At 28.3% G+C, this 8,648-nt stretch carries 7 protein-coding genes; all 7 read left to right on the top strand.

What is annotated here, in order from left to right:
* The first annotated feature begins 66 nt into the window (after positions 1-66).
* Positions 67-225 (top strand): toprim domain-containing protein, encoded by a 159-nt coding sequence (locus EKM02_RS15325; protein WP_410503695.1) that lies wholly within the window; start codon positions 67-69, stop codon positions 223-225.
* 201 nt (positions 226-426) lie between these two features.
* A complete protein-coding gene (locus tag EKM02_RS14450) occupies positions 427-945 on the top strand; it encodes a BfmA/BtgA family mobilization protein (protein WP_126456354.1) in 519 nt (172 codons plus the stop codon).
* Positions 945-2,201, top strand: coding sequence for a DUF5712 family protein (locus EKM02_RS14455; protein ID WP_126456356.1), 1,257 nt, complete (start codon positions 945-947; stop codon positions 2,199-2,201). Before EKM02_RS14450 ends, EKM02_RS14455 begins: the two co-directional genes overlap by 1 nt.
* Positions 2,202-2,353: 152 nt before the next feature.
* Positions 2,354-2,875, top strand: coding sequence for a GlxA family transcriptional regulator (locus EKM02_RS14460; RefSeq protein ID WP_126456358.1), 522 nt, complete (start codon positions 2,354-2,356; stop codon positions 2,873-2,875).
* Positions 2,876-3,351: 476 nt separating this feature from the next.
* Positions 3,352-4,377, top strand: coding sequence for a BT4734/BF3469 family protein (locus EKM02_RS14465; RefSeq protein WP_126456360.1), 1,026 nt, complete (start codon positions 3,352-3,354; stop codon positions 4,375-4,377).
* Positions 4,378-4,521: 144 nt separating this feature from the next.
* Positions 4,522-6,306, top strand: a complete 1,785-nt coding sequence (locus EKM02_RS14470) for a reverse transcriptase domain-containing protein (protein WP_126456362.1) — start codon at positions 4,522-4,524, stop codon at positions 6,304-6,306.
* 96 nt (positions 6,307-6,402) lie between these two features.
* Positions 6,403-8,349, top strand: coding sequence for an ATP-dependent nuclease (locus EKM02_RS14475; protein WP_126456364.1), 1,947 nt, complete (start codon positions 6,403-6,405; stop codon positions 8,347-8,349).
* Positions 8,350-8,648: the final 299 nt, after the last annotated feature.

The following is an 8,648-nucleotide window of genomic DNA, read 5'->3' on the forward strand; positions in this document are numbered from 1 at the left end:
AGAGGTGATGAGTATCTGTGGATATAACTATATTTTTTTAGATAAAATTTGGACCATATAATACATGTGTTTGGTATAATTGAATTGTATTTGGATAATGATAGTACGGGAGATAAATATACCAAATTGATTACGGAACGATTACCCGCAGCAAAGGATGAACGATTCAAATATTCAGAATGTAAAGACTTAAATGAATACTTATGTAAATATAAGCCCATTTGAAAAATATTGTTTATAAATTATCTTGTTGTCTCCGAAAGGATAGCAAGTAGGACAGGGGCGGAAAAACCCCTATCCTACTTGCTCTGCGAGGCCAAAGCCTTGAAAATAAGGCTTTCTTTAGGAATGAAGTTTATAATATTTTATAATTAAAATATAATTAAACGCATAACTACCTGATTAACAGTTTTAAAAATTATAATTATGACTAAAAAAAGTATTATTATAGATGAAAAAGCGCATACAGAACTTGGGAAGTTATCTGAAAGTTTACGAATGAATTTGGGTGCTCTTATACAAGAAATGATTTATTATTTCAAAAAAACAGGTATCGACCCCAAAGATGCTGTAAACAAAAATCCAGCTTTAATGGTTGCCGCTTTAGATAAAAGGATAGTCTCTTTTTTAAAAGTTCAAGAAAGAGATATTTTGAAACCATTAAGACAAGATGTTTTTAATTATCAAAATGCTCAAAAGGAAGAAATTTCAAAATTAATTATTTCGATAAATAAACTCTTAGATCAACATTCGGAACGAACAACTGAAATAAAAAAAGCTCATCTTGAGAATCTGAACAAAATAAATAGCAATGATGGGGAAAGAACTAAAATGATAATTTCTGAATTACAAAAAAACAGACAAGCCATTTTGCTTATTTGTAAACTATTAGATGACAAAAACAAATCCGGCACTTTGGATAAAATTAAATCTCTTTTTTCATAATGCCAATATCTAAACCACATAGTACACCTGGAGCGGACAATAAAGGCAGTTGTTCCAACTTGGCTATTTACTTAGAAAAGGAAAATGAAGAATTGGATAGAACCATTAAGAAGTCTTCCTCAATGAGTGAAATATCTCAGCTAGAAAACAGGAAACAAGGTTTCTTTACCGCTTCAGAGATTAATATCAGCACGATAGATGTTATTAGTTCTATAGATAATAATAAAAGAAAATTAGGAGCAAATGATGCTAAATATTTTGCTCCAACAATTAGCTTCAGTGAGAATGAATTGAATCATATTGCCTTTCTAGCTACTGGTAAAAGAGAAGTTACAAGTATTTTGGAATTAAACTCATCTGAATTAGAGCAATTTAATAATCTTATAAGAGAGTATGGACGCAAAGTAATGGATAACTACGCTTTGAATTTTAATCGTCAAGACAAAGGAATTAAAACGGGTGCTGATTTAGTTTATTTTGCAAAAATTGAGCATTTTAGAAAATACAAGGGTACAGATAAAGAGGTTATTAATGGAAAGGAAATTTCTGGAGAGTATAAAAAGGGACTGCAATCTCATATTCACATAATTGTTTCCAGAAAAGATAAAACACAAATGTTTAAATTAAGTCCTACTTGTAATGAAAAACAAACCAATAGAAAAATTGGTAATAACGAATATCAAGTGGGATTTGATAGGGTAAAATGGATCAGTTCAAACGAAAAAACTTTTGACGAACATTTTAATTATAAACGAAAAGAACTTGAAAAATTTCAAAATCAAAATATTTTAAAAAATGGAAGTCCTCAAGACAAGTATGAAATCAATAAAAAAATAGAAATAGAATCGATTAAGATGGATGAAATAAAAGAGCAAATTAGGAATGCTCATTTCAATGTTTTGATGCTAAAACCAAACAATTTAAAAGATTATCAGCAACGAATGATAAAATTTGCTATTCAAGTTTTACCAACAATAAATAAAGGTGATTTTACCCAAGAGAATCACTTTTTTCACGAACAATCAGGGATAGATTTCAAAGCGAATGAAATTGATCAAAACTTAAAACTCCATGAATTATTTAGTGCTGATAGTAAAACAACGAAGCAATTGCAACAAACTGAACCGTCATTTGAGGACTGGAAGATTAATACCGAAAAATTAACGTCTATTTTATCATCTCTTCCCTACGAAATCGATCCAGTGGTTGATGATGAATTGCTAAAAAGAAAAAGAAAGAGAGCAATAAGAAGATGATTTAATACAAAAATACCATAGTCTGAGAAAAAAATTATCTACAAATAGTTATTATTTTTCTCTTACAAATACTTTCGGAATATTTCATAACAAAGCAATGCAAAAAAACCTGGGAAATACAATTTTAAATCCAGAATGAAGTTCAAACACTTATGAGTACCGAAGAAAATCGACTGTATTCAGGCGGCGGTGCGATGTCTTGTTGGAATTTATTACTCTATCTAGTAGAAAAATACACGAATAGGGAAACTGCAATATTAGCTTCAAAATATTTTGCTATTGACATAGATAGAGAAAGTCAATCGGTTTTTGCAATGTTTCAAGGCCAAAAAAATCACAACGATGCTTCTATAAAAAAAGCGCAGGAATTCATCGAAAATAATATTCAAGAATCAATTACAATCGAAGAACTAGCCAATTTAGTTTCTGTGGGAAGAAGAAGTTTTGAAAGAAGGTTCAAACTGGCGACAAACCATTCGGTTTTAGAATATATCAATAGACTAAAAATGGAGAATGCTAAACGAAGTTTTGAAACAAGCCGTAAGAATATCAATGAAGTAATGTACGATGTTGGTTATACAGATACCAAAGCGTTTAGAACTATTTTTAGGAAATTTACGGGTTTAAGTCCGATTGAATATAGAAATAAGTATAATAAAATGACAGCAGCTTAGTTTTTGCTAAGTTCCCAATTTTATTCATAACACACAGCTAATGATGGAAAAATGATGTTTGATATAGGAACAAAAAAGGGATGATTTTACAATCATCCAATTCAGTGGACTTGATGGAACTAGGATTTTAAAGTATAGGCAGATTTGTACACGAACGAACTGAACTGACGCTATAATCTGTGCCCGCGTCAATAAGCCATAAAATTAACACACAAAAAAGCTGCAAGAAAATAATTTCTGTAGCTTTTTTTTATAAAATTGAAATGACTAATTTTTGTGGGAGAGGATTGCAGATCAGTTATAGTGGGTTTATACTCATGTAAGTATTAAAAGTTTGCAACAAATAAACTTGTGTAAAATAAATATTATAAAAAATTATGGTTTACGTAATGGATATAAGAATTAAATTGCAATATTTGTTTTATTATTTAGTAAAAAATAATTTTCATAAACAGATCAACTAATTTTAGGAAATCATGAGGGCTATAAATGAAATTTTAAACTTAAATGTATCATATCAAGCAAATACATGGTCTGCAATTTCTATTGAGCCTAAAATTGAAATAATTTTAAATGAAATAAAATCAGAAAAACATAAAGTTCAAATCTTTCGATTAAGAAAAAAACTTGAAGAAGGTGATAAAGAATATTATGATAATTATAAGAAACAGTTGCCTGCAGTGACTTTTAGCGGAACTTTTAATTTAAACAGATCGTTTAATAAATTAAAAACATACAACTCTTTAATCGTTATTGATATTGATAAACTTAGTTCAGAGAAGTTAATTGAAAATTATAAGCAACTTTTAAGTAACGACTATGTTTTTTCATTTTGGCGTTCACCCTCGAATAAAGGTTTTAAAGGTTTAGTTTCTATCGAATACCTTATTGAAGAAATTGAAACTGATTTAGATAAATTGCATAAGAGTGCGTTTAAAAAATTATCAGATTATTTTTTAGAACAATATGATATTGAGCTGGATAAAAGTGGTAGCGATATTACTAGACTTTGTTTCCTATCTTATGACGAAGAGTTAATTTTAAAGCCAATATTTAAAAATTTTATTATTAAAGATGATGATCTAATTGCTCTCACAAAAGAAACGGGAAATAAAAAAATCGGATTTAACCTGGTTAGTACAAGAGACAAGCTTTATAATCCATTTGAAAGGAATGACCCATTTGATAGAAAAATAATGACTGATATAATACGATATTTATCCAAAAAGAAATTAAGTATTACATATTCATATAATGATTGGTGTAAAGTATCAATGGCAATCGCAAATTCTTTTACCTATGATATTGGAATGAATTATTTTTTGAAGCTCAGTGTCTTAGATGGTTTAAAGTATAATGAAATAAGTTGCACAAATTTTTTAGAAAATTGTTATGAAACAAAAAAAGGAAATATCAATTTTAATAGTATAGTTTATTTAGCAAACCAAAGAGGCTATCATACAAAAAAACAAAAAAATGGGGTACCGAAGGTGGAGGATTAATTTCTATTCGCGAATATCACTTCTCATTAACGGTAAAGCACTGCCAGAGAGTTTAAAAGAGACTAAATACAAATATGTATCAGTATCAGTATCAATAGTCATACGTGAGAAATCACGTTACAGGAGACCCCATTTTTTTAATGTATGAGACAATTTGAAAATTATTTTACAGAAAACGAGATCTTAAGACAAATTTGTAAAATTCGTGTGAAGCTTGCTAAAAGTAAATCAAAAAAACATTTACTTCATCTATTAACTTCCTCTTCTAATTACAATTATCATTTAAAGTCAAATAAAACTCCCAACAATGATTTTGAACAATATCAGCATGATTTAACGGTGTTTTTGAGAACAATCTTGCCTCCAAGAAAAAAATGGATAAAACTCGGTGAAAATTCAAGGAGAAAACCCAACTCAAGAAATGAATTTTTAACATCAAACGATAAAAATTTTTATTCGCTGTTAAAGACAATTAAAGTTCACAGTAAAAAAGATTTAAAAGAGCAATGGTATTTAGATTTACAAAAATTCATCTATGAAACTTTAGAATTATCTAAAAACAAGTCATTTTCCATTACAGAACCAGTCATTTTTCCAAAATTAAAAGATAAATTAAAGGAAAAATTAGAAGAAGATGAAGTAAATGAATGTAGGCCAATATGCATATTTAGTTTGAAAGAAAGAATAATTTTAAGTGCTACAAATAAATTTTTAACTCAATTATTTGACGAACATTTTCAAGATAGCTCTTATGCTTTTAGATCTAAAAAAAATGTTGAAGGCACAATATTGTCACATCACGATTGCATAAATGACATACTAAAATTTCGAAATAAAGACAAAGAAGTTGATTTATACATTGCTGAATGTGATATGAAAAAATTCTATGATACTGTAAATCATAAAATAGTAAAATCATTATTTAATGAACTCATTACAAAATCAAAAGTGCTTTATCCTGAATTAAATCTTGATAATTCGATACACATTTTTGAAAGTTATTTAAATTGTTTTGCATTTAATATAAATATTCCAAAATCCTCAGACATAGAGTATTGGGATTCATACAGAATTCCTAAAGGTGAGTTCTCTTGGGTAGATGATGTTATTTCAAATCATTATACAGACATAACATTAGAAAGAGTTGGAGTTCCACAAGGAGGAGCCCTTTCTGGCCTTATTGCTAATATATATCTTAATTATGCTGACACTCTTTTAAGTGAAAAAAACTTTTTATATCAAAGATTTTGTGATGATATGATTATCATTTCAGATAATTTACAAGAATGCATTACTGCAAAAGAATTATATGAGAACGCTTTATATGAACTAAAGCTCTTTCCACATAAATTTAGAGCGGAGAAAGAATTAATGACAATAAATGATGGTAAAATAAATTATCAGGCTTTTTGGAAAGGAAAATCAAAAGGACCTTACAAATGGGGTGAAATAGGAGAAAACTCCTTTCCTTGGATTGGTTTTGTTGGATATGAGATTAATTTCTTGGGCGAAATTAGAGTCAGAAAAAGATCATTTGAAAAAGAATTGCAAAAACAAAAGGCAGTAATTAAAGAAATAAAAAATGCAATTGAAAATGGAATGCGTAAGTCAAAAGGAACTGCAACAGAATCAGCAATAAATAGGCTAATTGGCATGTCCGTTGGACGTATTGGTATGGATAATTTTAATGAAGTTTCAACAGATATGTGTTGGAAAAATGGATTTAAACTACTGAATTTCAATAAACATTCAATTATACAGATAAAGCATCTAGATCGAAATAGAAGCAAGTTGTATTATAAATTACTTAAACAAGTAGAAGAACCAGAAATTATAAAAGATAAAAAACCAAAAAGACAAATTATTAAATATAATAAACCTTTTAGTTATTACTATCAAATATTAGAAAGACAGAAAAAAATGGATTAGGGAACTTAGAATTATTTCCTGAATAATTTATAATGTCACGTCTATTCAATAAGCCCTTAAATTTAATTCCTAAACTATTAATTATTTAAGAAAATAATGAAGATGCATATAAAGTCATTCTATATTGATAATTTTCGAGGCTACCGAAAATTTAAATTAAACTGTGAAAAAGATTTAAATGTAATAACAGGTATTAATAATAGTGGCAAAACTACAATTCTAGAAGCAATCTCATTATGGAATGAGCTTTTTGGCTATCTAATATCAAAAGCACAAAAAGGGAATAATAAACTTTTAATAAGTCAGAATGATTTTCGGTTTTCTCATAAGAACGGTAATTATTTCGATTATCGTAAGTTTAATTCAGTAAGAACTTCGGGATATAAAGATATTTTTTATGATTTAAAGACTAGTAACAAAATCACAATATCAGCGATAGTAGAAAACAATACTGACAAAATTGAAATTGGTTTCGTTATAAATGCAGTAACTGGAAATAATTATAATATTGTTTTAAAAGAGCATGATCGATTTGATTTTCAGAAATTTAATAGAATTTTTAATTTATTACCGAATCCTATTGGCTGTTTCTTTTCTTCCCCAATTGCAACATTACCAACCATGGAAGAGTTTTCATTACCTCCGAAAATTAAAGAAGGGGTTAAAACTAGGCAATCGGTCCTTTTTTTTAGAAATAGACTGTTTAATTTATTTCAGTCAGCCAATGAATTTCAGATTTACAAAACAATGTTATCTCAAATTGTATTTAATGATAATAATTCTATTGAATTTAGAATTATTGGAGATATCCAAATCGATATAAATATTTCAATTGAGGTCAGCATAAAACAGAAAGGATATAAAAACATTTCATTGCTTGGCAGTGGAACAATACAAATTATGGAAATTTTGCTTCATCTTTTTGAAGTCAAAAAAGATTTGAACGTAATTCTTTTAGACGAACCGGATAGCCATATTCATAGAGACATACAAAAAAGACTTATCAAGGAGTTAGCTAATAGCCAAATTCAATTTTTTATAACAACTCATAATGAAGCTCTCATAAGAAGTACAAATCCTAAAAATATATTTTTTATTGAAGAAGATGTTTCAAGTAAATCACTAACAGAATATCATCCAATATACAATCAAACATTAACTGCAAAAAAATCAGGTATATCGCCATCATACCATTCTCATATAATGCACAAAATTGGAGCGGAAACTTCATTAGATATATTAAATGCTCTAGAGGCTGACAAAATATTTTTTGTTGAAGGATGTGACGACAGCGATTATATAAGAAAAATAATGGAAATCAATAATATCAATATTGACTGTGTTTTTTGGGCATTTGATGGACTTGATAATTTAATTAGTAAAATTAAACATTACAAAGTTTTTTTCAGCGGAATAGGCAATATTTCAGCGCTGTGGAATAAATGTTCTATTATCGTTGATTCTGATTATACTACAGATCTTCAAAAGGGAAGTTTGAAAGAAGCACTGAAAAGAAAAACTGGACTTTCGACATTCATTTGGAATACATATACAATTGAATCTTCAATTCTAAAGGATAAGAACGCTTTATCGAAAATATTATCTACTTATACCCATTCGAAAGGAATTATTAAAACAATTTCAGAAATTGATAATGTTATAGCTGAAAAATATGCAGAATATGTATTGGAGAAAACAGCTTTTATGGATAATGATATATTATTTTGTAATAGTGTTCAAGGACAAATTGATGCAAGAAAAGCAAACTTAAAAAGTAGTCTAGAAATTTCTAAAGTTTATAATGGAACAAACCTTTCAAATTCATATAGAATTTATTGTAAAGGACAATTTAAAACAGGATTAATAGATCATATATGTAATAAAGATGATGTCGAAATTATCCTGACAAAAATTGTTACTGAATTAGGTATAGAAATTGACAGCACAATTGAGAACAGAATTTACGAATTGATACCTTTTATTGATGTAAATAATCAACCTAACGAATGGAATGATTTAGCAGCATTTATAAAACAGATTTAAAAATTTATATAACCACGATCGCTCGGATATGCTCAACGATAGCAATCAAATTTTTTCCGTTCCCGTTCCTATATTAATAGAAACTAGATTTTCTTTTTTTAATCTGTTAAGGTATACTTTGCGGGCATGGATTACAAATCCACCTCGATCGGGTATATATAAAAACGTACCCTAATTTTTATATACACAGCAGAATGGAAGAAAATCAGAAACATATAAAATAATATGCTTGTCCGTTTAGTTACCTATAATTCATTCCATTGATGATTAACTCCAGCAATGATTAGTCTTTCCATTGT

The sequence above is a fragment of the Flavobacterium sp. RSP49 genome (assembly GCF_003968735.1).
Classification (GTDB): Bacteria; Bacteroidota; Bacteroidia; order Flavobacteriales; family Flavobacteriaceae; genus Flavobacterium.

Excerpts from the sequence above, each read along its gene's own strand:
- EKM02_RS14460 (WP_126456358.1), top strand. The coding sequence starts at position 2,354 with ATGAGTACCGAAGAAAATCGACTGTATTCAGGCGGCGGTGCGATGTCT.
- EKM02_RS14465 (WP_126456360.1), top strand. The coding sequence starts at position 3,352 with ATGAGGGCTATAAATGAAATTTTAAACTTAAATGTATCATATCAAGCA.
- EKM02_RS14455 (WP_126456356.1), top strand. The coding sequence starts at position 945 with ATGCCAATATCTAAACCACATAGTACACCTGGAGCGGACAATAAAGGC.
- EKM02_RS14450 (WP_126456354.1), top strand. The coding sequence starts at position 427 with ATGACTAAAAAAAGTATTATTATAGATGAAAAAGCGCATACAGAACTT.
- EKM02_RS14475 (WP_126456364.1), top strand. The coding sequence starts at position 6,403 with ATGAAGATGCATATAAAGTCATTCTATATTGATAATTTTCGAGGCTAC.
- EKM02_RS14470 (WP_126456362.1), top strand. The coding sequence starts at position 4,522 with ATGAGACAATTTGAAAATTATTTTACAGAAAACGAGATCTTAAGACAA.